The organism is Serratia marcescens subsp. marcescens ATCC 13880 (genome assembly GCF_017299535.1).
Classification (GTDB): Bacteria; Pseudomonadota; Gammaproteobacteria; order Enterobacterales; family Enterobacteriaceae; genus Serratia; species Serratia marcescens.
The window spans coordinates 2,468,467-2,490,984 of the sequence record NZ_CP071238.1 but is presented as its reverse complement, the minus strand read 5'-3'; the positions used below and the strand labels follow the sequence as shown (position 1 = coordinate 2,490,984).

General features: G+C 61.3%; 23 protein-coding genes. 13 read left to right on the top strand and 10 right to left on the bottom strand.

Features of this window, described 5'->3' with window-relative positions; all coding sequences use genetic code 11:
* Positions 1-99: 99 nt before the first annotated feature.
* On the top strand, positions 100-1,017 hold the full coding sequence (locus tag J0F90_RS11965) for an ABC transporter substrate-binding protein (protein WP_103086403.1): 918 nt from the start codon (positions 100-102) through the stop codon (positions 1,015-1,017).
* A gap of 55 nt (positions 1,018-1,072) precedes the next feature.
* On the opposite strand, the gene J0F90_RS11960 is transcribed toward J0F90_RS11965, so the two are convergent.
* A complete protein-coding gene (locus tag J0F90_RS11960) occupies positions 1,073-2,845 on the bottom strand; it encodes a sigma-54-dependent Fis family transcriptional regulator (RefSeq protein WP_033640359.1) in 1,773 nt (590 codons plus the stop codon).
* A 275-nt stretch (positions 2,846-3,120) separates the two neighbouring features.
* Here J0F90_RS11960 and exaC point away from each other — a divergent pair, with 275 nt between their 5' ends.
* Positions 3,121-4,641, top strand: a complete 1,521-nt coding sequence (exaC, locus tag J0F90_RS11955) for an acetaldehyde dehydrogenase ExaC (RefSeq protein WP_016927757.1) — start codon at positions 3,121-3,123, stop codon at positions 4,639-4,641.
* A 55-nt stretch (positions 4,642-4,696) separates the two neighbouring features.
* On the opposite strand, the gene adhP is transcribed toward exaC, so the two are convergent.
* Positions 4,697-5,713 (bottom strand): alcohol dehydrogenase AdhP, encoded by a 1,017-nt coding sequence (gene adhP / locus J0F90_RS11950; protein WP_016927758.1) that lies wholly within the window; start codon positions 5,711-5,713, stop codon positions 4,697-4,699.
* Positions 5,714-5,962: 249 nt separating this feature from the next.
* Between adhP and J0F90_RS11945 the strand changes: the two genes are divergently transcribed.
* Positions 5,963-6,181, top strand: a complete 219-nt coding sequence (locus J0F90_RS11945) for a hypothetical protein (RefSeq protein ID WP_033640360.1) — start codon at positions 5,963-5,965, stop codon at positions 6,179-6,181.
* 65 nt (positions 6,182-6,246) lie between these two features.
* On the opposite strand, the gene blh is transcribed toward J0F90_RS11945, so the two are convergent.
* Positions 6,247-7,536 (bottom strand): bifunctional sulfur transferase/dioxygenase Blh, encoded by a 1,290-nt coding sequence (gene blh, locus J0F90_RS11940; protein WP_033640361.1) that lies wholly within the window; start codon positions 7,534-7,536, stop codon positions 6,247-6,249.
* Between the two features lie 16 nt (positions 7,537-7,552).
* On the bottom strand, positions 7,553-8,464 hold the full coding sequence (locus tag J0F90_RS11935) for a sulfite exporter TauE/SafE family protein (protein WP_227944605.1): 912 nt from the start codon (positions 8,462-8,464) through the stop codon (positions 7,553-7,555).
* 65 nt (positions 8,465-8,529) lie between these two features.
* On the opposite strand from J0F90_RS11935, the gene J0F90_RS11930 reads away from it, so the two are divergent.
* Positions 8,530-9,768, top strand: a complete 1,239-nt coding sequence (locus J0F90_RS11930) for an NAD(P)/FAD-dependent oxidoreductase (RefSeq protein ID WP_033640364.1) — start codon at positions 8,530-8,532, stop codon at positions 9,766-9,768.
* Positions 9,769-9,895: 127 nt separating this feature from the next.
* Positions 9,896-10,189: an Rdx family protein gene (locus J0F90_RS11925; protein WP_004928553.1), complete on the top strand. Its 294-nt coding sequence runs from the start codon at positions 9,896-9,898 to the stop codon at positions 10,187-10,189.
* 6 nt (positions 10,190-10,195) lie between these two features.
* Here J0F90_RS11925 and J0F90_RS11920 read toward each other — a convergent pair whose 3' ends face one another.
* Positions 10,196-11,137 (bottom strand): LysR family transcriptional regulator, encoded by a 942-nt coding sequence (locus J0F90_RS11920; protein WP_015377850.1) that lies wholly within the window; start codon positions 11,135-11,137, stop codon positions 10,196-10,198.
* 97 nt (positions 11,138-11,234) lie between these two features.
* Here J0F90_RS11920 and J0F90_RS11915 point away from each other — a divergent pair, with 97 nt between their 5' ends.
* The 7 genes from J0F90_RS11915 to J0F90_RS11885 all read left to right on the top strand — a co-directional run bounded on the left by J0F90_RS11915 (position 11,235) and on the right by J0F90_RS11885 (position 15,842).
* Entirely contained in the window at positions 11,235-12,431 is a 1,197-nt protein-coding gene (locus tag J0F90_RS11915) for an MFS transporter (protein WP_033640366.1), read from the top strand.
* 94 nt (positions 12,432-12,525) lie between these two features.
* A complete protein-coding gene (locus J0F90_RS11910; protein ID WP_025302805.1) occupies positions 12,526-13,020 on the top strand; it encodes a TIGR00645 family protein in 495 nt (164 codons plus the stop codon).
* A gap of 188 nt (positions 13,021-13,208) precedes the next feature.
* Positions 13,209-13,664, top strand: a complete 456-nt coding sequence (gene fabZ / locus J0F90_RS11905) for a 3-hydroxyacyl-ACP dehydratase FabZ (RefSeq protein WP_004928563.1) — start codon at positions 13,209-13,211, stop codon at positions 13,662-13,664.
* A gap of 30 nt (positions 13,665-13,694) precedes the next feature.
* Positions 13,695-14,483 (top strand): spermidine synthase, encoded by a 789-nt coding sequence (locus tag J0F90_RS11900; protein ID WP_033640367.1) that lies wholly within the window; start codon positions 13,695-13,697, stop codon positions 14,481-14,483.
* 80 nt (positions 14,484-14,563) lie between these two features.
* On the top strand, positions 14,564-14,758 hold the full coding sequence (locus J0F90_RS11895) for a ribbon-helix-helix protein, CopG family (protein ID WP_004928567.1): 195 nt from the start codon (positions 14,564-14,566) through the stop codon (positions 14,756-14,758).
* 146 nt (positions 14,759-14,904) lie between these two features.
* Complete coding sequence (locus tag J0F90_RS11890) at positions 14,905-15,306, top strand: VOC family protein (RefSeq protein ID WP_015377846.1); 402 nt, start codon at positions 14,905-14,907, stop codon at positions 15,304-15,306.
* Positions 15,306-15,842 carry a dihydrofolate reductase family protein gene (locus J0F90_RS11885; RefSeq protein ID WP_195757903.1) on the top strand — a complete coding sequence of 179 codons (537 nt, stop codon included), beginning with the start codon at positions 15,306-15,308 and terminating at the stop codon, positions 15,840-15,842. The genes J0F90_RS11890 and J0F90_RS11885 overlap by 1 nt, the downstream gene beginning before the upstream one ends.
* On the opposite strand, the gene J0F90_RS11880 is transcribed toward J0F90_RS11885, so the two are convergent.
* The 3 genes from J0F90_RS11880 to J0F90_RS11870 all read right to left on the bottom strand — a co-directional run bounded on the left by J0F90_RS11880 (position 15,827) and on the right by J0F90_RS11870 (position 19,164).
* Positions 15,827-17,221: an MFS transporter gene (locus J0F90_RS11880; RefSeq protein ID WP_033640369.1), complete on the bottom strand. Its 1,395-nt coding sequence runs from the start codon at positions 17,219-17,221 to the stop codon at positions 15,827-15,829. The two genes, J0F90_RS11885 and J0F90_RS11880, sit on opposite strands and share 16 nt — an antisense overlap.
* Positions 17,222-17,334: 113 nt before the next feature.
* Positions 17,335-18,402 (bottom strand): oxidoreductase, encoded by a 1,068-nt coding sequence (locus tag J0F90_RS11875; RefSeq protein ID WP_033640371.1) that lies wholly within the window; start codon positions 18,400-18,402, stop codon positions 17,335-17,337.
* A 12-nt stretch (positions 18,403-18,414) separates the two neighbouring features.
* Positions 18,415-19,164 (bottom strand): DeoR/GlpR family DNA-binding transcription regulator, encoded by a 750-nt coding sequence (locus tag J0F90_RS11870; RefSeq protein WP_033640373.1) that lies wholly within the window; start codon positions 19,162-19,164, stop codon positions 18,415-18,417.
* 149 nt (positions 19,165-19,313) lie between these two features.
* On the opposite strand from J0F90_RS11870, the gene J0F90_RS11865 reads away from it, so the two are divergent.
* Entirely contained in the window at positions 19,314-20,189 is an 876-nt protein-coding gene (locus J0F90_RS11865) for an alpha/beta hydrolase (RefSeq protein WP_033641421.1), read from the top strand.
* Here the strand turns inward: J0F90_RS11865 and J0F90_RS11860 are convergent.
* Together J0F90_RS11860 and J0F90_RS11855 are read right to left on the bottom strand one after the other, a co-directional pair.
* Complete coding sequence (locus tag J0F90_RS11860; protein ID WP_033640374.1) at positions 20,116-21,333, bottom strand: MFS transporter; 1,218 nt, start codon at positions 21,331-21,333, stop codon at positions 20,116-20,118. The two genes, J0F90_RS11865 and J0F90_RS11860, sit on opposite strands and share 74 nt — an antisense overlap.
* Complete coding sequence (locus J0F90_RS11855) at positions 21,324-22,490, bottom strand: serine hydrolase domain-containing protein (RefSeq protein WP_033640375.1); 1,167 nt, start codon at positions 22,488-22,490, stop codon at positions 21,324-21,326. Before J0F90_RS11855 ends, J0F90_RS11860 begins: the two co-directional genes overlap by 10 nt.
* Positions 22,491-22,518 lie beyond the last annotated feature (28 nt).

Below are 22,518 nucleotides of genomic sequence, written 5' to 3'. Positions count from 1 at the left end.
CAAGATTGGTTAGTTGATTTTGTTCGTTCACAGATCTGCCGCCTTTAGAGATAGTGCAACGACCGTGTGACACCCATAATAATGAAGGTAATTAACATAATGATATATAGCAAAAAGATGATAGTGATTGCGGCGCTGCTGAGTTTTTCCGCCGCCGCCGCACCAGGCGTGGATCTCGTCTCCAACGAAACGCCTATCCACACGGCGAAAAGCGCCGAAGCCGTGGCCAAAATCCCCGCCGGCTTCCGGTTCGTGGAACCCGGCACGCTGACGGTCGCCATTTCTCTGCTGGGCAGCGGCCCGCCGTTCGGCCTGTACGCCCGCGACAATAAAACGGTGATTGGCAGCGAGGCGGACATCGCGCGCCTGGTGGCCGACGGTTTGGGGTTGAAACTCAAGCTGGTGCCCACCTCGTGGGAAGACTGGCCGCTGGGGGTGGCCTCCGGCAAATATGACGCCGCGGTTTACAACATCACCGTGACCAACGAACGCAAGACCAAATTCGATTTCGCCACCTATCGGCAGGATACGCTGGGTTTCTACGTCAAATCCGACAGTAAAATCACCCAGATCAAAACCGCGCCGGATATCGCCGGTAAAAAGATCATCGTCGATTCCGGCACCAATCAGGAAGCGGTGCTGCTGGCCTGGGACAAAGAGAACCGCGCCAAGGGATTAGCGCCGCTGCAACCGGTGTACGTCACCGACAAGGCCGCCTCCACGCTGGCCATTCAGTCCGGCCGCGCCGACGCCACCTTCGGGCCCAACGTTTCCGGCGCCTATCAGGCGCGGCTGACCGGCAAAACCCGGCTGGTGGGCATCGTGCCCGGCGGCTGGCCGAAGACCGCCAACATCGCCGTCACGCTGAAAAAAGGCAACGGCCTGGTGGACGCGGTGCAGGCTTCGCTCAACAGCGCCATCGCCAACGGCAGCTATCTGCAGGTGCTGGATCGCTGGGCGGAGAGCGACGAGAAGATTGCCCATTCCGAGATTAACCCGCCGGGGCTGGGGGACTAGAGCATGAACCGGCCCCGCATCGAGGGGCCGGTTATTGATGAGCAATCATGCCGCCTCATTCCGCCGCCGTTTTCTGCCTTCCCAGCTTGCGGTACAGCGTGCTGCGCGAAACGCCGAGCGCCTTCGCCGCCCGGCTGAGATTGCCGCCCGCCCTGTCGATCGCCGCCTGCAGCGCCCCCTGTTCGGTATCGGCGTTCTCTTGCCGCGGCGCCAGCACCGCGATGGACTGAGGAAGATCGTCCAGGGTAAGTACCGCATGATCGTCCGCCAGCGCCAGCAGCACCTTGAGCGTGCTCAACAGTTGCCGCACGTTGCCGGGCCACGGATAGCGCGCCAGCATCGCCAGCGCATCCGGCAACAGACGAATGTCGCGCCGCTCGCCGCCCAGCTCTCGCCATAGCTGCAAAATGAAGGCCTCCAGCTGCACCCGCTCTCTGAGCGGCGGGATGCGCAGGCTGTATTCCTGTATGCGGTACAGCAAATCCTCGCGAAACGCCCCCGCCTCTACCTGCCGATGCAGATCGTGGTGCGTGGCGCAGACCAGCGCGAATTCGACCGGATAAGCGCTGCGGCTGCCGAGGGGCGTGACCGTTTTTTCCTGTAACACCCGCAGCAGGCGCGTTTGCAGGCCCGCCGGCATGTCGCCGATTTCATCGAGAAACAGCACGCCGCCGTCCGCCTCGCGGATCTTGCCGATGTAGCCTTTCGGATTGGCGCCGGTAAACGCCCCCGGCGCATAACCAAACAGTTCGGATTCGATCAGCGGCTCAGGCAGCGCCGCGCAGTTGATCGCCACAAAGTTGCCGTTGCGCCAGCGGCTCTCTTGAAACAGGCGGCGGCTGAAATGCTCTTTACCGCAGCCGGTTTCGCCGGTCACGCACAGCGAAAGGCCGGCGTTGAGAATGCGCAGCGCTTTCTGATGCTGCTCGTCGTGCCGTTCCGGCGGCGCAGAACGCAGAGCGCTGACGCGGCGCTGCGGCACCTCAAGCAACGAATAATAGTGCTGTTGATTGCCGGCCAGCGTCTGGCGCGGTGCGCCGGAAGGCTGTCGCAACAGGTCGGGAAACAGTTGGGTGAACTCAACGGAGCCGAATGAGGCCGACGAAAGCCGGAACTCCATCATCGCCAGCCGATTGGCGGCGATCAGCACTTCGTCGTGAAACACCAGCAGCAGCTCTTGCGCGCTGCCCAGGCAGCGGGCATCGGCGTGCAGGCGCAGCGTCCAGTGGCGATCGGCGATCGCGCTTCTGACCCAGCGGTGTTCGATATGCCGCACCGCCTGCATGATCAGGCGCTGTGCATCGCGGTACGGGCGCTGCGCGGGGGCGGAGAGATCCAGTATGCCGGCAATGCGGCCATCCGGACGATAGATCGGCGCGGCGGTGCAGTTCAATCCGGCATTTTGGTTGAGAAAATGCTGGTCGCCGCGCACTTCGCAGAATGCGCCCAGCGCCAGCGCGGTGCCGATGGCGTTGGTGCCCCGCTCCGCTTCTCCCCACTGGTTGCCCGGCGCCAGCGCAAAGCGCGACGCCTTATGCAGAAAGTCGGTATTGCCGCGGGTTTCCAGCACCAGTCCGCCGGCGTCGGCGATCACCACAATGGCGGGCTGGCGCGTAATTTGCGCACCCAGCTGCTCGATCAACGGCTGTACCCGCTGCGGCACCCAATCGTTGCGGCTGCGCAGCTCTTCAAGCAATCCGGCTTTGATAAACGGGATATGTTGATCGGTGCGCGTCAAACCATAACCCTGGCTGCGTTGCCAGGATTCCGCCAACGGCTGGGTCAGCACGCTGGCGCCCTCTGCGGGCAAGCGGTCGTCAGACAACATGCGTTTCTCCCCCGTTCGCGAGTGTTGCAAATGTGTATCATAAATGTGTACCAGTCGTTGCGACACGGGACACAAAAAATCATCGGCGGTCGCGGCACCGCTCGATTACCTTACCCCTTCCAATGCCTAACATTTTAATAAATAGCCATTTTTTTACTAATGCTACGTCCATCGCTAATCTGGCACGGGGCGTGCTTCTCTGTGCTGCGGCGACAGGCCGCACTCACAGGCGCAGCGCAATAGCGCCGGTTATCATCTGCAGAGAGGTGCTTCACATGAAATATGTTCACCCCGGTTTGCCTGGCTCGCTGGTTTCGTTCCGTAAACGCTATGGCAACTACATTGGCGGCAAATTTGTCGAACCGGTATCCGGCAACTACTTCACCAACACCTCGCCGGTGACCGGCCAGCCGATCGCCGAATTCCCGCGTTCCGACGCCAAAGACATCGAGCTGGCGCTTGACGCGGCGCATGCGGCGGCGGACGCCTGGGGCAAAACCAGCGTGCAGGAGCGTTCCAACGTGCTGCTGGCGATCGCCGATCGCATCGAATCGCGGCTGGAGATGCTGGCGCTGACCGAAACCTGGGACAACGGCAAACCGATCCGCGAAACCCTGAATGCCGATCTGCCGTTGGCGGTCGACCATTTCCGTTACTTCGCCGGCTGCCTGCGCGCGCAGGAAGGCACCGCGGCGGAGATCGACCAGAACACCGTGGCTTACCATATCTATGAACCGCTGGGCGTGGTCGGCCAGATCATTCCGTGGAACTTCCCACTGCTGATGGCCGCCTGGAAACTGGCGCCAGCGCTGGCGGGCGGTAACTGCGTGGTGCTGAAGCCGGCGGAACAAACGCCGCTCGGCATCAGCGTGCTGATGGAAGAGATCGGCGATCTGCTGCCGCCGGGCGTGCTCAACGTCGTGCAAGGTTTCGGCGGCGAGGCCGGCGAAGCGCTGGCGCGCAGCAAACGCATCGAAAAAATCGCCTTCACCGGATCCACGCCGGTCGGCCGCCACATCCTCGCCTGTGCGGCGGAGAACATCATCCCCAGCACCGTCGAGCTGGGCGGAAAATCGCCGAACATTTATTTTGAAGACATCATGCAGGCGGAACCGGAGTTTATCGACAAAGCGGTTGAGGGGCTGGTGCTCGGCTTCTTCAATCAGGGGGAGGTGTGCACCTGCCCTTCACGCGCGCTGATCCAGGAATCCATCTACCCGCAGTTTATGGAGAAAGTGCTGGCGCGTATCGCTACCATCCGCCAGGGCGATCCCTTCGACACCGAGACCATGATCGGCGCCCAGGCGTCAAAACAGCAGTACGACAAGATCCTGTCCTACATCGACATCGCTAAAAACGAGGGGGGCAAAATCGTTGCGGGCGGCGAGCCCGCCCAGCGCGGCGACGAAGTGCAAAACGGTTTCTACCTGCAGCCGACGCTGATTACCGGCAACAACAGCATGCGTTTCTTCCGCGAGGAGATCTTCGGGCCGGTGATTGGCGTCACCACCTTCAAGGATGAGGCCGAAGCCCTGGCGCTGGCCAACGACACCGAGTTCGGGCTGGGCGCCGGGCTGTGGACCCGCGACATCAACCGCGCTTACCGCATGGGCCGCGCGATCAAGGCCGGGCGCGTATGGACCAACTGCTACCACCTGTACCCGGCGCACGCCGCGTTCGGCGGCTACAAGAACTCCGGCATCGGGCGCGAGACCCACAAGGCTGCGCTATCGCACTATCAACAGGTGAAAAACCTGCTGGTCAGCTACGACGCCAAGCCGCTGGGCCTGTTCTGAACCCGGCGTAATGACAAGAAGGCCACCCGCAGGTGGCCTTCTTTTTGCGCGTGGCCTACTTCGCCATGCCGAGATCGATCACCATGCGACCGCGAATGGTGCCCGCCTTCATCTCGTCGAAGATGGCGTTGATATCCCTCAGCGGCCGCTTGGTCACTTTCGGCGTCACCTTGCCTTCCGCGGCGAACTGGAACGCCTCCTTCAGATCTTCGCGCGTGCCCACCAGCGACCCCACCACCTGAATGCCGTCCAGCACCAGGCGCGGAATGCTCAGATCCATGCTCTCCGGCGGCAGCCCCACGGCCACCACTTTACCGCCGGCGCGCACCGCATTCACCGCCGAGTTGAAGGCGGCTTTCGCCACCGCCGTCACCACCGCCGCGTGAGCGCCGCCGGTTTGCTGTTGAATGATCTCCTCCGCGTTTTGCGTTTTGGAGTTGATGGTCAGATCGGCGCCGATCTGTTTGGCGAACTCCAACTGACCGTCGTTGACGTCGATGGCGATCACTTTGGCGTTAAACACGTTCTTGGCGTACTGCAACGCCAGGTTGCCTAGCCCGCCAAGCCCATAAATGGCGATCCACTGCCCCGGTTTGATATCGGAAATCTTCACCGCCTTGTAGGTGGTGACGCCGGCGCAGGTGATGCTGCTGGCGGCGAAAGAATCGAGCCCATCCGGCACTTTCACCGCGTAGTCCGCCACCACGATGCACTCTTCCGCCATACCGCCGTCAACGCTGTAGCCGGCGTTTTTCACCGAGCGGCACAGGGTCTCGTTGCCGCTGACGCAGTATTCGCAATGGCCGCACCCCTGGTAAAACCAGGCGACGCTGGCGCGGTCACCCACTTTTAACGAGGTGACGCCCTCACCGACGGCGGAGACCACGCCGATGCCCTCATGCCCCAACGTAATGCCCGGCACCTCGCCGAAATCGCCGTTTTTCACGTGCAAATCGGTGTGGCACACCCCGCAACACTCCATTTTCAACGCCGCTTCGCCGTGCTTCAGCGGGCGCAGCACTTTATCCTGAATGTCTACGGTATGGTTTTTCGTCACTACGGCAGCTTTCATGGTGTTTTCCTTAGCAGTGTGGGAAGTACAGTTGTTAATGTAGTGACTGTATTCGGCGAGGGCAAGCGCCGCGTGTTTTGTGTAAAAACAAATAATTAAATATGAATCAGTCTGATTATTTCATAAAAAACCATTAACAGACGGCGCGATCTCATTCGGATTGACAGCCGCCCCAGCGGCGGCGGATGATAAAAAAAGTCAGGGTGCCTACGGGTCATCAACGAGGCACGATCGGAGCACCAACGCAAAATGAAGGGGCAACTGCACATGCTCTCCAAAATACAGTTCCGCTGGTGGAGCGTGCCACTGGCGGTGCTGCTTACCGTTGCGCTCTTTATGGCGCTGGATAGCTGGGGCCTAACCCAGGAGATGAGTGGCTTGTTGCGTTCGCTGCTCGTGAGCGGCGTCAGCGTTATTTTGCTGTATGGCATCAACCGGATCGCCGCAAAACAAACATCCAACCGCTGACACCGCGCCCCTGCTGCCGGCGCCGATGATTTCTGCCTATTCCGCCTGAAATTTTGCTGTTTGATTCATCCCTTGAAGCGATTAACAGGAATTTTGAGGTAGTGCCGCCCATCATCTTCGCAATCAGGCAGTACGCCGCCGCGAATGTTGACCTGCAGCGCCATCAGCATCAATTCCGGATGCGGCAACGTGGCGTCTCGCTGCTTTCTTTGCGCGATAAATTGAGCTTTATCCATGTTAGCCACCCAGGGGTTGTTCTCGCGCTGCTCTCTCACAGTGCTTTCCCACCGGGCCTCACGCCCCGCCGGGCGGTAATCATGGCCGGTAAACAGGCGGGTATCCGCAGGCAGGCTCAAGATCCGCTGCAACGAATCCCACAGGGCTTCCGCATTTCCGCCGGGGAAATCGGCCCTTGCGGTGCCGCTGTCCGGCATGAAAAACGTATCGTGAATAAACGCCGCATCGGCAATGTGATAAGTGACGGACGCCAGCGTGTGGCCAGGAGACAGCAAGACTTCAGCGCGCAGGTTGCCGATAAAAAAGACGTCCCCATCCGCAAACAGCGCATCCCACAGGGTCTCGGCGGGAGGCAATTCTTTCAAATTATAGATGTCTTGCCACAGCCCCTGCACGGCGGTAATTTTTTCGCCTATGCCGGTAAGGGCGCCGGTTTTCTGCGCCAGCCAGGTGGCGGCAGAAAAATGGTCGGCATGCGGGTGCGTATCCAGCACCCAGGCCACTCCCCATCCTCGCTGCTGGATAAAGCTTAAAATGGTGCGGGCCTGCTGATGCGAGACCGTGCCCGATCGGCGATCAAAATCCAGCACCGGATCGATGATGGCGCAGCGACGCGCCTTGGGATCGGCGACGACATACTGCAGGCTGCCGCTTTCCGGCTCATAAAACGCATGCACTTCCGCATGAGACTGAACGGGCTGATGCCGGCGATACCAACTGAGCGCCTTATCGGCATCCGCGCCATATTCTTCGCATTGGCTGCGGAATTGCGCTTCATCGATCCGCCCTTCACGCAGCGCATACAGCAGAGTGAGGCAAGCCGAGCGCGCCCCGCTCCTGCAATGCGCCAGGGTCTTCTTGCCTTGCCGCAACAGAAACTGGAAGGTGTAAACGGTCTCCCAGGTCAGCGTATCGAACGTATAAGGGAGATAGACGTAACGCATCCCCCCTTGTTCAGCCAACGCTTTCTCTTGCTGATGGTCAAGATACTCTCCCGGCTCTTCGTCCGGCCGGTTGTTGACGATAAGCCGGTAGCCTTGTTGATGCAGGGTAGCGAAATCACTCGCTGCGGGCGCCCCCGAAAAGGAGAGCTGATGATGGTATGTACGGATGCGCATATTTTTTCCTTCTGTCTTATAAGCTTTTAAAAAGCATATAAAGGGCCAGCACCAAGAGCATGGCGGCGTAGAGCACACGGATAATGTCCTCGCGTTTCTTCAGGCGCTCGGTGAGCGCAACCCCCACGACGCCCCCCAGAACACCGCCGACGATCAGCCAGCACGTGATGACGAGCGACACCTTGCCGGACAAGGCATAGCTTGCGCTCGTCGATAAACCCATGGCAGAAACCACCACCAGCGAGGTGGCCACCGCTTCAAGCAGCGAAAAGCGGAAAAACCAGAGCAGCGCCGGCACCACTAAAAATCCGCCGCCGATCCCCAGAAAGCCGGCCACCGCGCCCAGCGCCAACACGCAGGGCCACACGATGGCGGGATGAAAGGCCGCATCAGGAGAAGCCAATCCGTTGCCGGCCCGGTGATTTTTTTTCAGCGTTAATCCGGCGACAATCAGCATCAGCAAAGCGAAAGGCAGGGTTAGATAGCGCCCGTCCGTAATTTTTCCCATTTGTGAACCTGCCAGCGTGCCGGCCACCGCGACCAGCGACACGACAATGCCGGTTCGCCACCGGACGTTTCCTTTGGCGGCGTGCGCAAAAAGGTTGAGCAGCGCGCTGACGGCGACGGACATGGCGCTGGTGCCTATCACCAAATGCGTATCCGGGATTTGCACCATATACAGCAGCAGCGGCACACAAACGATGGAGCCGCCTCCGCCTGTCAGGGCCAAGAGAAATCCGACTATTCCTCCGGTTATCACCAATAACATCAGGGTATAAAAAGTAAAATGGAAAAAATCCAATGGGTTAATTCCTGAACGGTGTTTGTGGTATTTATTAACGATCAGTTCGCATTGATTGTCAAATAACTTATTACATTTAGCTATTACATATAGCCAAATCGAATATGTGATTTTTAATATAACCATAAGTTCTATGAATTCCCTTTTAATCTGGGCATTAACCCCCTACTTTCTTATGAAAGGAGGCCTGCATGAAACCGGAAAAAATAAACACCAAGAAGAAAGTTGTTGTTATTGGCGGTGGTTCATCTGGAATAAGCGTCGTGGCAAGCATAAGGAAGCGAGTTAAAGGCATTGATATAACGGTAATTGAACCTAGCGACTGCCATTATTATCAACCGGCATGGACCCTGGTGGGCGGCGGGCTGTTTGATATCAATAAAACACGGCGTTCCATGCGCGCTGTCCTGCCCTCAGGTACCGCATGGGTACAGGATAGCGTTGTCAGGGTTGAGCCCAGTCAAAAATACATCGAGACCCGCCAAGGGCAGAAAATAAACTATGACTTTCTTATTGTTGCCTGCGGCCTCGTTTTACGCTGGGATAAAATAGAGGGCCTTGAAGAAACCCTGGGATTAAACGGCGTCACCTCTAATTATCGCTTTGACCTTGCCGAATACACCTGGAAACTGGTCCGGGAAATGAAAGGCGGCCAGGCTATATTTTCTCAACCGATGTTACCCATAAAATGCGCCGGCGCACCGCAAAAAGCCTTGTATCTGTCATGCGACCACTGGCGCCGCCAAGGCACCCTGAATAATATTAACGTCAATTTCTGCCTTGCGGGCACGGCGGTTTTCGGCATTCCGCAATTTGTCCCTCCGCTGAGCGGCTATTTGGAAAAATACCGTGCACAGGTCAACTTCAATCATAATTTAATCCGTATAGATGGCGAAAATCGGCAAGCGATATTCGCCGTGGAGGCAAATGAAGAAGAAAAACGCGAGTTAACCCTGCCCTTCGATATGCTTCACGTGGTGCCGCCACAATCAGCCCCGGCGTTTATTTCGCAAAGCGGACTCGCGGATGGCGCCGGCTGGTGCGATGTGGATAAATTGACGCTGCAACATAAGCATTGGCCGGATATTTTTGCGGTAGGCGACTGTTGCTCAACGCCAAACGCCAAAACCCTGGCGGCAGCGCGAAAGCAGGTGGTGGTGGTGGCGGAAAACGTCGCGGCACGTATTCATGGCACGCCTCTCACAGCCCATTATGATGGTTATGGTTCCTGTCCATTGACGGTCGAGAAAGGCAAAGTTGTGCTGGCGGAGTTTGGCTATGACGGTAAATTGCTGCCCACGTTTCCACTGCTCGACGCCACCCAGCCCAGCCTTATGGCCTGGTGGCTGAAAGCCTGGTTTTTGCCCCGGTTTTATTGGGCGGGCATGCTGCGCGGGGTTGAATGGTTTGCCGGAAGCAAGCGGCCGTGACGAGCACGCGGCTCCCCTTGTCGCTCTGGCCGCAGCAGGCGCTTGACTATTTGGCGATACACAGCCACCATCGCTTGCGAGCCCGCAGGCAGATTGCAAGCCGTCACCACTAACCGGTCGATCAACGATGAAAAACGCACCCGCCGTTACGATTCACTACTGTTCACAATGCAACTGGCTGCTGCGCGCCGGCTGGATGGCGCAAGAGCTGCTGAACACCTTCGGCGACGATCTCGCCTCCGTCACCCTGATGCCGGGCACCGGCGGGGTCTACCAAATCAGCGTCGATGGCGTGATGATTTGGGATCGCAAGATTGACGGCGGCTTCCCCGATGCGGCGCAGTTAAAGCAGCGGCTGCGCGATCACAGCTTCCCCGATCGTTCTCTCGGCCACAGCGACGGAAAAAAAGCCAGACACTGAAGGCCGTCAGCGCCCCGTCGGCGGCTGCGCGCCGAGAATGCGCGGCATCGTTTCTTTCATCATTTCCATGAATTTGCGTAAACGCGCGGGATAATAGCTGGCGTAGGGATACAACAGGTAAATAGGCAGTGGCTCGGCTCGCCACAGGGGTAACAGCGTCTGCAGAGCGCCTTGCGCCAATTCTTCTTTCACCACCCAAGACGACACGATCGCGACGCCCAGCCCTTCCAGCGCCGCCTTGCGCGCCGCATAAAGGCTGTCGGTGCTCAACCTCGGCGCGATGTCGAAACGCCGCTGTTCACCGCTGGTCGCGTGAGTCAAGACGACCTCATTACGATAAAAACTGTTTACCGCCAACCACGGCAATGAGGCTAAATCGTCGAGATCGACGATCGCCGGTCGTTCAGCCAACAGCGCCGGTGACGCCACCGTGCTGCGCGGCACCTCCGCCAGCAACACCGCCACGACCGACGGATCGGTCACCGCCCCGACGTGAATGGCGCAATCCACCCCCTCGGGAATAAAGTCCGGAGAATGATCGTTCAGCGTCCACTCAACGTAAGTTTGCGGATAGCGCCGCAAATACTCGCCCAACGGACCGATCAGCTGATCTTGACCGAATGCGTGCGGCGCCCGCACGCGCAACACGCCGACCGGTTCGTCGCGCGCGCCGCCAAGCCCTTCTTCCAGGCTTTGCCATTGTTCGATCAGCCCCCGCGCCTGGCGGTAACAGCGCTCGCCGTCGTCGGTCAGTTTCAGGGCGTGGGTCGTCCGCTGGATCAGTTTGGCGCCCAGCAGCTGTTCCAATGCCTGCAGACGCCGGCTGATTGTCGGCTGCGAAGTGCCCAGCTGCTGCGCCGCGGCTGACAAGCTGCCGCTTTCGACGATGCGCACCAGCGTATGCAGCAAAGTTATGCGGTCGCCGTTAGGTAAGTTAATTTTATTCATACGTTAAGTGTATAACAGTTTTACCTGCGAGGGGGCTACAGCGGAATGAAGCAAGCGGTAAAAATGGCCGCACATTCACCTTGCAGGAATTTTTGCCATGAGCACCGCCACCACCCACGGCGCACCGTCCGCCAACGTCGTATTTCTGCTGGCCGCCGGCGCCGGCCTTAGCGTCGCGTCAATCTATTACAGTCAGCCCATGCTTGGCATGATGGGCGCCGATTTCCACGCCGGCGTCGCCGATGCCGGCATGGTGCCGACGCTGACCCAGTTAGGTTATGCGCTGGGCATTTTACTGTTGGCGCCGCTCGGCGACCGGTACGATCGCCGGCGGATCATTCTGGTAAAAGGCGCGCTGCTGGCGCTGACGCTGTTACTCTGCGCTTTTGCCGCCTCGTTTCCGCTGTTGTTGCTCAGCAGCCTGGCGATAGGCCTGACCGCCACCGTCGCGCAGGACATTATCCCCGCCGCCGCCACGCTGGCGCCAGAGGCCAGCCGCGGCAAAACCGTCGGCGCGGTGATGACCGGGCTATTGGCCGGCATTTTGCTGTCGCGCGTGTTCAGCGGCGCGCTCGCCGAGTTCGCCGGCTGGCGCAGCGTCTACGCGCTCGCGGCGCTGGGCGTTTTGCCGATCACGCTGGCGATCTGGCGCATGTTGCCGCGTCTTCGCCCCCATAACGCGCTGAGTTACCCCGCGCTGCTGCGCTCGCTGGGACATCTGTGGGCCGAGTATCCCGCGCTGCGGCGCGCGACGCTGGCGCAAGGCTTTCTGTCATTGGGCTTCAGCGCTTTCTGGTCAACGCTGGCGTTGATGCTGGCGGAGCGCTACCAGATCGGCAGCGCGGCCGCCGGCGCGTTTGGCCTGGCGGGGGCGGGTGCGCTGGCGGCGCCGTTGGCGGGAAGTCTGGCCGATCGGCACGGCCCTGACGTCGTGACCCGTATCGGCGCGGGACTGGTTCTGGCCTCCTTCGCCTTGATGTTTTTGCTGCCGCTGTTGCCGCTCCCGGCGCAGCTGGCGCTCATTGCGCTGAGCACCGTCGGATTCGATCTGGGCATCCAGGCTACGCTGATCGCGCATCAAACCATCGTTTACGGTCTCGATCCAGCAGCTCGCAGCCGATTGAACGCCCTCTTGTTCACCGGCGTATTCATCGGTATGGCGACCGGCGCCGCCCTCGGCAGCCGCATTCTGGCAAGCGCGGGCTGGCCGGGCGTCGTGGCGCTGGCGACGGCGGCGGGGGCCGTGGCGCTGTGGATCCGCAGCGGGCGCAAAACGGCGCGCGTAGCGGCCTGATATCGCCCTCTACTGGCGCAAGCGGTTGATTTTACCCAGGCCTCTTGCGCTATACTGAGCGCCCTTTTTGCTACGCATTTAAAACAATTTTATGATGGAACGCTTGCTAGAAAACGCGATGTACGCCTCCCGCTGGCTGCTCGCGCCGGTTTATTTCGGCCTTTCACTGGCCCTGGTCGCCCTGTCTATCAAATTTTTTCAGGAGATCCTGCACGTCCTGCCCAATATTTTCTCCGTCGCTGAAGCCGATCTGATCCTGACCCTGTTGTCGTTGGTCGACATGGCGCTGGTTGGCGGGCTGCTGGTGATGGTGATGTTCTCCGGATACGAAAATTTCGTCTCGCAATTGGATATCACCGAAGGAAAAGAAAAACTGAGCTGGCTGGGCAAAATGGACGCCACCTCGTTGAAAAACAAGGTCGCCGCATCTATCGTCGCCATCTCCTCCATTCACCTGCTGCGGGTGTTTATGGACGCCAAGAACGTGCCCGACAACAAGCTGATGTGGTATGTGATCATCCACCTCACCTTCGTGCTCTCCGCCTTCGTGATGGGTTATTTGGACAAGGTGACCCGCTCCAAGCATTAAACGCGCCGCCACGCCCGATCGTCAGGATCGGGTGTCATCCCCTCCTTCGCTATTCCCCAACCGTCGCCGCCGTCATGTCTTTCATCTGGCACATCTGATGATAATTTTATTATAATGTCATTACACTCATTATGGACCGAACGCCGGCCACCGCACCGGATTCGCCGCAGACAGGATCACGCACCTCCATGCCATTAAACGGTCACCCCCTGCAATTCAACGATATTCAGGCGATTCTGCCTCATCGTTATCCCTGCCTGTTGGTCGATCGCGTGTTGCCCGCCGGCACCTGCATTGCCGAAGGGCGGCTGAGCGCCATCAAGAACATCACCGCCAATGAGCCGACGTTCTGGAACGGCCATGCGCACTTCGCCGGTTTTCCCGGCGTGCTGTTGGTGGAAGCGCTGGCGCAAAGCACCGGGCTGCTGGCGCACTATTATCTCGGGGCGTTGAACGAAGGGGAACATTACTACTTCGCTTCCATTCAGCGGGCGCGGTTTTATCGCGCCGCCCGTCCCGGCGACCAGGTGTTGATGGAGGTCGCCTTTGTACGCCGGCGTGGCGCGATCGCCCGCTTCACCGGCCGCGCCAGCATCGATGGCCGGCGCATTTGCACCGCCGATTTCATGTGCGCCCGTAAATAGGCCGCTTGCCAAAGGAACCCTGCGAATACCATGTCTCTGGTTGACAGCTTACTCAGAACCCTCGATTTCTCCCCGCGCGGCCAGGTGATCGCTCGCGAAGCCGACGCCTGGGGCGAAATCATCGTTTCCGATCACAAGGGCTACCGCACGCTGCGGTTTGACGGCATCTGCGAGCAAAGCAAGATGAGCCTCAGCAACCCCGCGCAGCCGATCCACAACTACATCAAAGCGATGCTGATGGCGGTGGCCTGGCAGCCGCCAAGCTCGGCGTTGATCCTGGGGTTAGGCGGCGGCAGCCTGCTGCGTGCGCTGCACGCGCTCGATCCGGCCATGCGTCTGGACGTGGTTGAACTGCGCGCCGCAGTGATCGCCGTCGCGCGCCGCTATTTTACGCTGCCGGCCACCGACACCATCAGCCTGCGTACCGCCGACGCCATGGACTTTGTGCGCCCGCCCGCCGAGACGCGTTACGATCTGATTTTCTCCGATCTCTATTCGGCGTTCGCCATGGATCCGCAGCAAGGCACCCAGACATTCCTGGAAAACTGCGCCGCGCGGCTGAACGACGGGGGCTGGCTGGTGCTCAATTACCACGATCTGCCCGATGAGAACAGCCTGCTGTACCACAGCCTGCACCGGATATTCGGCACCGTATTGTTTTGCGTCGCCCCCAGCGGCAACGTGATCATTTACGCCACGCCGGCCCAGGTGACGTTGCCGCTCAGCACGCTTCGCACGCTGGCCGCCGGCAGCGGCGAGCTGTTCAACTGCGAACTCGGCTACCTGTCACGCAAGATAGAACGGCTGCATTTCCGCTAAGAACGAGCGGCGACGCGGTCTGGCTGGCCGCTTCGTCCACATGGTATTATCATTCAGTCATCATTCTCTGGAGGATCCTGATGGAAAAGAAAACGGCGCGGCTAACGGTGCTGATTGACCCGGACAAGAAGAAAGCCCTGGAAGAGCTGTGCCTGCAGCAGGACGTCACCCCTTCCCAGGTGGTGCGTCAGCTGATCCGCGATTATCTGCACAAGCATCAGGTGGATTATCCCAGCCAGCCGACCCACGCCAATCCGCGAGTCGAGAGCAATTGAACGGCGGCCTGCCCCGCAAACCGTGAAGCGCGCTTCCCCCTGCGCGCGTCCCTAATCCGAATCCTCCACGGCAGTCTGTCCATCCTGCGATATCGCTGCTACTGTTTTAGGCGTTCATTATTCTCTCTTGGGAAAGGAAACGCGCCATGTTCAGCCATATTACCGTCGGCGTCAGCGATCTGGATGCCGCCGCCGCGTTCTACGACGCCATTCTGTTGCCATTGGGTTTACAACGGCGGGAAGTGACGCCGGACGGCGGCCCCGCCGCCCGCTGCTGGGTGATGCCAGGCCAAACGCTGCCGCGTTTTTACGCCTACCAACCCTTCGACAGACAGCCCGCCAGCGCCGGCAACGGCAGCATGCTGGCCTTTCTCGCCGCCGACGAGCTGGCGGTTAAACGCGCCTACGCCGCCGGTCTGCTGGCGGGCGGCAGCAGTGAAGGCGAACCCGGCGAGCGCGCGCACTACGGCAAAGGCTATTTCGGCGCTTACCTGCGCGATCCCGACGGCAACAAGGTGCATGTGGTTTATCGGGGAGATCTCGCCTGATGAAATGCTCGGTTTACATCGCCACCAGCGTAGACGGATTCATTGCCGGCCCGGATGGCGACATTGACTGGCTGCTGCGGCCCGAATACGCGGTTTCGCTGCTCAATGGGTTGAGTTTTGAAGCGTTTGTCGCCGACATCGACGCGCTGGTGATGGGTCGCCATACCTATGAAAAAGTCCGCGCCTTTCCCGAGTGGCCCTATGGCGCACTGCCGGTGGTGGTGCTGTCGACGCAGCCCGCATCGCACGGCGCAGAACCTGTCCGCTGGATGAGCGGCGAACCGGCCAGCATCGTGGCGCGGTTGGCCGAGGCCGGCTGCCGTCACCTGTATATCGACGGCGGCCAGACCGTGCAGCGCTTCCTGCAGGCCGGCTTAATCGACGAACTGACGATTACGCGCGTGCCGCTGCTGCTGGGCGGCGGTATCCCCTTATTCGGCGCCGACGGCCCGGAGCAGCGCCTGCGCCTGCTTGCCGTCACCTCATCGGACAACGGTTTCGTACAAGAACGCTACGCGGTTCAGCGCGCGCCGTAACGCAGCATCAGGCGGCGGCCGCCGAAGGCGATGAGCAACGCCGCCAATGCCAACAACGCCGCCACGCCGTAGGTCACCCGCATGCCGTAAGCCGCGGCGGCCGCAGCGCCCGCGACCTGCTGCGAAGCCAGATAAAACAGCGCCCCCATCGCCGACGCGCCGGTGATCGCCCCGAGATTGCGCGACAGGTTCACCATGCCGGCGATCAGCCCGCGCCGTTCAGGAAACAGATCTTTCATCAGCATGGTGTTGTTGGCCACCTGAAACAGCGCATAGCCGGCGGTCAGCAGCGCGATGGGGACGATATAGCCGAGCACGCCCCAACGGTTAAGCAGCGACAGCAGCGCCGCGCCGGCGGCCACCGCCATCAGCCCGAGCAGGGCAATGCGCTGCGATCCAAAACGATCCACCAGATAGCCGGCCGGTATGCCGGTCAGGATCGCCACCGCCGGCCCCGCCGACATCACCAGCCCCACCTGCGCGGCGCTTAACTCCAGCGCGCGTGACAGATAGAACGGCCCGACCACCAGCGTGGCGGTCATGACCGTCATCACCAGCGCGCTGGCCGCCAGCCCCGCCGTCAGAGCCGGATGACGGAACATCGACGGCGCAAGCAGCGGCGATGCGGCGCCGCGCTCCACGCGGATAAACAGCGCCCCCGCCAACAGCGCCCCCAGCATCAACGCCAGATTGAGTGCGCCGAAGTCGCCGCGCCCGAGGGTCATCGCCAGCGAATAGCAGAGCAATGCGCCGCCCAGCAGCAACGTGCCGGCGCGATCGAACGGTTCCGCGCGCGCTGCCGCGCGCGGCCCATTCGGCAAGTATCGCCAGGCGAGCCACAGCGCCAGCAGGCCCAGCGGCAGGTTGATCAGGAACATCGCCCGCCAGCCGAAACCGGCGATCAGCGCGCCGCCCAACGACGGCCCCAGCGCGGTGCCCACGGCCGACATCGTGCCGAGCAGCCCCATCGCGCGGCCGATTTTTTCCGTCCCCAGCGCCTCGCCCGCCAGCGCCATGGCGATCGACATCATGACTGCGCCCCCCAGCCCCTGCATCAGGCGCGCCGCCAGCAACAGCCACAGTTGCGGAGCCAGCGTGCAAACCAGCGAAGCGGCGGTAAACAGCGCGATGCCCGCCAGCAGCAGGCGGCGGCGATTGAGGCTGTCGCCCAAACGGCCGATGCCGATGATGCAAGTGGTGACGGCCAGCAAATAGCAGAGCAACACCCACTGCACCGCCTGGAACGAGGCATGGAACGCGGTGGCGAGCGCCGGCAGCCCGACGTTGGCAATGCTGATGCCAAGCGATGACAGCAGCATGCTCAGAGAAAGAGCGGCCAGTATGCCGCGGACGCCTTGCGGCGAAGGATGGGATAACATGATGAACACTCCTGACATAGACTGAGAATTAGCCTATGTCAGGGGTTGGGATGGCGGAAGACGCACGGCGTGCACTGTATCCATGCGTCTGACGCCTTATCTGACGCGAGCCGTCACCAGGCGGCGATTTCCGCCTCGGTGAGCGGCAGAGTTTGGGTGACGCCGGTTTCCGCCGCCAGGGTGGCCGCTTCCAGCACCGCCATCACCGCCAACGCCTGCGCAGCGGTGACCGGGTTGGCGCCTGCGCCGCGCAACGCATCGCGCACCTGGAAGTAATACTGGCGCTGATCGCCATCCGGTGTCGGCAGCGTACGCATCGGCTCCGTGCCGATAAACAGGCTCATCGCATCGTCGTCTTTGCCCCACTCCGCCGATCCCGGCGTCACGCCGGCCAGCAGTTGGCTCTCCTGCCCGTCGGCGCGCGCTTTGACCACGCTGCCTTTCTCGCCGTGCACGGTAAAGCGTGAGACGCCCCCCGCCACCAGCATGCTGCCATGCAGGATCACGCGGTGCGTCGGGTAGTTGAGCACCACGTGAGCCCAGTCGTTAATCTGCGCGTTGGGGCGCAGCGTGGCGATGTTGGCCTGCACGCTGTGCGGCAAGCCGAACAGCTGCAGCGCCTGATCGACCATGTGCGGCCCCAGATCGAACCACAGCCCGCTGCCAGGGAGGTTTTGTTCACGCCAGCGCACCCGCACTTCTGGGCGGTAACGATCGATGTGCGACTCAAAGTGCGTCACCTTGCCAATCAGCCCCTGTTCGATCACCTGCTTCACGCCCAGGAAATCGCTGTCCCAGCGACGGTTCTGGAACACCGACAGCAGGCGGTCGTGCTTCTCCGCCGCCGCAATCAGCGCGCGCGCCTGCGCCAAATCCAGCGTAAACGGCTTATCCACCACCACATGCTTGCCCGCCTCCAGCGCGGCCAGCGCCAGCGGCGCATGGGTGGCGTTCGGCGATGCGATGACCACCAAATCCACCTCCGGCCGGCGGATGGCCTCCAGCGGATCGGCGATCACCTGCGCGTGCGGCAGATCGGCATGCACCTTGGCGGCATCGCGCGAAGCCACCACGCTCAGTTCCAACCCCGGCACCGCGTTAATCAGCGGCGCGTGAAACGCCTTGCCGACAAAGCCGTAGCCAATCAGCGCCACCTGCAACGGTCGAGTGGTATCGTTCATCAGTGTTCTCCTCTAGCGGTCGTCGGCGACGACACAAAGTTCAATCAATGACTGTTCGTCCAGGTTGTCCCACGGGCGATCGGTAAACAGGCGTTGGATCTGCGCCAGATCCGCCACGTGATGCGGTTCGCAGCGATCCAGCTTCATATGGTCGGCCACCAGCCAGCGCTCGCCGCTGTTAGCCAGCATGGCGCGCTTGACCTCTGCATCGGCCTCTTCGCCGGCGCTCAGTCCCAGCTGAGGATGCACCGCGCAGGCGCCCAGCAAGGCGATATCCGCGCGGTAGCGCGCCAGCAACGCCAGCGTGGCGCTGCCGGCGAACAGCCGCTGGCTCGCATCCCACTGGCCGCCAAGCAGGATCAGGTTGATCTCCGGCCTGTCGCTCAGGCACTGCGCGATATCCAGCGAAGCGGTGATCACCGTCGCCGGGCCGCGCAACGCCTGCGCCACCGCCAACAGCGTACTGCCCGCATCCAGCATCAGGGTGCTGCCGGGCGGGATCTGCGCAGCCACCGCGCGGCCGAGCCGCTGCTTGATCTGCGGCAACAGCGCCGCGCGCGCCTGACGTGGCATGCCGGACGGTTCGAGCGCGATCGCGCCGCCGTGATGTTTCTGCGCCAACCCTTGCCGCTCGAGATCGGCCAGATCGCGGCGCACGGTATCGACCGACACGCCGATGGCGGTGGCCAGTTCCGCCACCGCCGCCTGTCCGCGTTCGCTGAGCAAATCCAGTAAATGGCGCTGCCTTGCCGCTTTGTGCATGGGCTTATTCCGCAGTAAAAAGCATAAAACAGCAATATACAGCAGATAACAGCAATGGAGAAGTCGCAATTGTGCGCACCGGCGATCAAACATCTTTTCGCCTGCGGGACGATGATGAAGGCATAACACATAACAATCCGGAGAAAGGCATGAACATCGATCTGACGTTTGAAGACCTGAGCGCACGCGCCGTGCAATACAACGCCCGCGCTTCGGTGGAGGATTTTGACGCCTGCATGGCGGAATACGCCGCGCTGGCCCAGCGAGCCAAGGCGCAGACGCCCGGCATTTACGACCTGCGCTACGGCATGAGCGCCGCCGAGCGCCTCGATCTGTTCCCGGCCAGCGCACAACCCGCCCCGCTGCTGATCTTTATTCATGGCGGCTATTGGCATTCACAGCGCAAAGAGGAAGCCTGTTCGATGGCCGCCGCGTTTGCTCGCCGCGGCGTGGCGGTCGCCACGCTGGAATACACGCTGGCGCCGGAAGCGACGCTCGCGGAAATCGTGCACGAGGTGCGCAGCGCCGTCGCCTGGCTCTATCATCACGGGGCCCCCTTCGGCATCGATCCTGCGCGCATTTTCGTCAGCGGCAGTTCGGCCGGCGGTCACCTGTGCGGCATGCTGATCGCCGACGGCTGGCAGCAACGCTATCGCCTGCCGCCCGACGCGATCAAAGGCGCGCTGGCGCTGAGCGGCCTCTACGATTTGCGCCCGCTGTGCGATATCTACATCAACGACTGGCTGCATCTGACGCCCGAACAGGCGCAAACCCTCAGCCCGCTGTTTCTGCTGCCGGAGAAAGACCATGCGCCGCAGATCCTGCTCGACGTCGGCCAGCGGGAAACCCAAGGTTTCAAAAACCAGACGCAGGCCTATTATGACGCCTGCCTGGCGCATGGCCTCGACGTCCAGCTGCTGGCCGACCGCCACTGCAATCACTTTACGCTGGTCAACGAGCTGGCGGATGCGGAAAGCGCGATGTTCCGGCAGGTGATGGCGATGATCGACGCAACGCAACGGTAGCCTGCCGCTGCAACCGCAGCCTGGCGGCGATCGTAATCACCGCCAGCGCGGCGAACAAGGCTCCGCACAGCAGGCTGCCCTGTAGCCCCCACGCGGTGATAAACCCGCCGCCCGCCAGCGCCCCCACCGCCACGCCCAGATTGATAAAGGCGATATACAGCCCGGTGGCGAACGCCGGCGCTTGCGGGGCTTCGGCGGTCAGCCAAATCTGCGTGACAATCAAACCGCTGGTGTGCGCCGCTCCCCAATACAGGCAAAGCGCCGTCATCGAGCCAATATTCACGCTGCCATAGCGATACAGCAGCGCATAAGCCGCAATCAAGGCTAGCGGATGCAGCAGCACCGTCACCGCACGGTGGCGGCTCAGCCATCTGCCGGCCAACAGGTTGCCCGCGACGCCGCCCACACCGAACGCCACCAGAAGAAAGCCGATGACGCCGCGGCTGAGACCGATTTCGCGGCTGAGGTACTCGGCCGCGTAAGCATAGACGGCAAACATGGCGGCAAAGATCAGCACGCAGGTAGTGATATTCAGCCACAGCGTACCGCTGCGCAGGATTGCCAACTGTTTGCCATAGCTGAGGCGCTGCACGGCCGCATCAGGCAAACGCCACAGCAATCCCAGCGCCGCCAGAAGGTTCACCCAGGCACAGAACCTGAACGACGCTTCATAGCTGAACTGTCCGGCGATCCATTGCGTCAGCGGTATCCCCAGCACCATGCCCATGCTGGTGCCGATGAACGCATAGGCGGTTGCTTTGGGAGCTTGATGCGGCGGATAAAGCGCCGCGGCCGCCACCATGGCCAGTGAAAAATAGATCGGATGAAACAACGCCGGCACAATGCGCAGCAGCATGAGCATGGCGAAGCTGTCCACCTGTGCGGCCAGCGCGCTGGCCGCCGCAAACACGGTCAACGCGATCAACAACATGCGTTTGCGATTGAATTGCGACGCCAACAGCACCAACAGCGGCCCGAGCAGCGCAATAGTCAAGGCGAAGATCCCGACCAGCCAGCCGGCCTGCGCCGTGGAGATGCCATACCGTGCAATGATCAGCGGCAAAATGCCCACCACGCCGAACTCGATGCAGTAAACGCCGAACAGCCCCAGCGCGAGGAAGAAAATCGGCGGCATCAGGCGCATTGCATCGCTCCCGTCGCGGCATAGACCGCCTGACAAATCTCGCCGACAAAAGCACCGGACATCCCCTCCAGCGCCGTGTTGGTAAACGCCACCACGCTGAGCTGCCGGACAGGATCGACGAACCACGAGTGGCCATAGGTGCCGCCCATTCGCCAGGTCCCGACGGACTCCGGCGTGTGCGCGGCGACGGGATCTTTCAGCACGGTGATGCCCAGGCCAAACCCGCGTCCCGGCCAAAACGGCATCGGCAAATCGCCGATTTGGTTGCTGGTGAACGCCGTCACCCATTCGGCCGGCAGCACCTGCCCGCCCCCCTGGCGCAACGTTTCCAGCAGGCGCAGGAAATCCTCCGCCGAACCGACCATGCCGGCGCCGCCGGAGGCGTACGCCTGCGGATCCAGCGCACGCGCCGGTGACAGATGAAAACCGGCGCTGCCATCGATGAACGGTAAACGATCCGGTTGGCGCAGGCGGCGTGGCTCACCGGGATGATCGGCGTAAGCGGCCGCCAGGCGCGCGGCGTCCACCGCCAGGAAATCGGTATCCGTCATCGCCAACGGCCCGGTCACCCATTTGTTGACCGCCTGCGCCAGCGGCAGGCCGCTCGCCTGTTCAATAACCGCGCCCAGCACATCGGTGGCGATAGAATAGCGCCACGCCGCGCCGGGCGGAGCCAGCAAAGGGGCGCAGGCAATGCGCCGCACGTTTTCCTGCAGGCTGACAGACGCGTCATCCATGCCGTCGGAGACGCCGAGCCGGGCATAGAATCCCCCTTCCGGCTGGAAAAAACGGTAGCTTAATCCGGCGGTGTGGGTCATCAAATGCCATAGCGTCAGCAACGGTTGGGTGCCGTCCGCCAGCCGCGGGCGAAAATTCGGCAGCCAACGCGTGATCGGATCGTCTAACCGCATGGCGCCTTGCGCCATCAACGCCAGCGCCGCCGTGGACACGATCGGTTTGGACACCGAGGCCAGACGAAACAGCGTATTGAGCGCCATCGGCTTGCCCGCTTCGCGATCCGCCATGCCCGCCGCGCGGCGATAAACGATCTCACCGCCCTGCGCCACCAAAACGACCGCGCCAACCAATCGTTTTTCGCGCAAGGCTTGCTCTATCGCGCCGTCAATCGCGTTGCCGGTGGATCCGTATTCATTCATCTTTATTACCTCAGATAGTCAGCCCATG